A 655-nucleotide genomic window follows, 5' to 3' on the forward strand; every position below is an offset into this window, starting at 1 on the left:
ATGTTGTTCCAGAGTCTAAGATGCCGTCATATCCTTGGCTGTTCACTGCAAAGATTGACCACAAAACAACTCCATTGAAGTTGGAAGCTCTTCGTAAAGTAGGCGTTCCATACACAGATGAAGATATAGCTGGCGCAGCAGACGCAGTGAAAGGCAAGACTGAGATTGAAGCATTGGTCGCCTATCTTCAGAACCTTGGCACCTTGATCGGTAACAAATAAGAGCAACCATGGATATAAATACGCTACGCGGCATGTCGACCATCTTGGTCATGATTGTTTTCATCGGCATTTGTTGGTGGGCTTTCAGCAGCGCAAAGAAAAAAGACTTTGAAGATGCAGCCAACCTGCCCTTTGATGACGACGACATTGCAGAGCGCACGCTAAGCGAAAAAGAGAGAGAGAATCATGACTAGTTTCTGGAGTTTTTGGGTTTCCATTATCAGTCTGGGAAGCATATTCGGTAGCCTTTGGCTTATTTACGTGACACGTAAGAGCCAGACATCCGACACTGAAACGGAAAAAACAATGGGCCATACCTTCGATGGCATCGAAGAATATGACAACCCATTACCAAGTGGTGGATGTACATGTTCGTCGCCACCTGTGTATTTGGTCTTGCCTACTATGCACTCTACCCCGGCCTTGGCAATTAC

2 protein-coding genes and 1 pseudogene are annotated in these 655 nt (G+C 46.0%); all 3 read left to right on the top strand.

Going from position 1 to position 655, the window contains the following annotated elements; genetic code table 11:
- A partial coding sequence (locus A3750_RS01300) for a cbb3-type cytochrome c oxidase subunit II (protein ID WP_197474790.1) occupies positions 1-221 on the top strand: 221 nt, incomplete at its 5' end.
- An 8-nt stretch (positions 222-229) separates the two neighbouring features.
- Positions 230-415 carry a cbb3-type cytochrome c oxidase subunit 3 gene (locus A3750_RS01305; RefSeq protein ID WP_068453970.1) on the top strand — a complete coding sequence of 62 codons (186 nt, stop codon included), beginning with the start codon at positions 230-232 and terminating at the stop codon, positions 413-415.
- A 112-nt stretch (positions 416-527) separates the two neighbouring features.
- Positions 528-655 (top strand): annotated as a pseudogene (locus A3750_RS26685) (cbb3-type cytochrome c oxidase N-terminal domain-containing protein); the annotation flags it as partial.

This window comes from Oleiphilus sp. HI0079 (assembly GCF_001635105.1).

Coding starts and splice junctions, on each gene's coding strand:
- A3750_RS01305 (WP_068453970.1), top strand. CDS start 230: ATGGATATAAATACGCTACGCGGCATGTCGACCATCTTGGTCATGATT.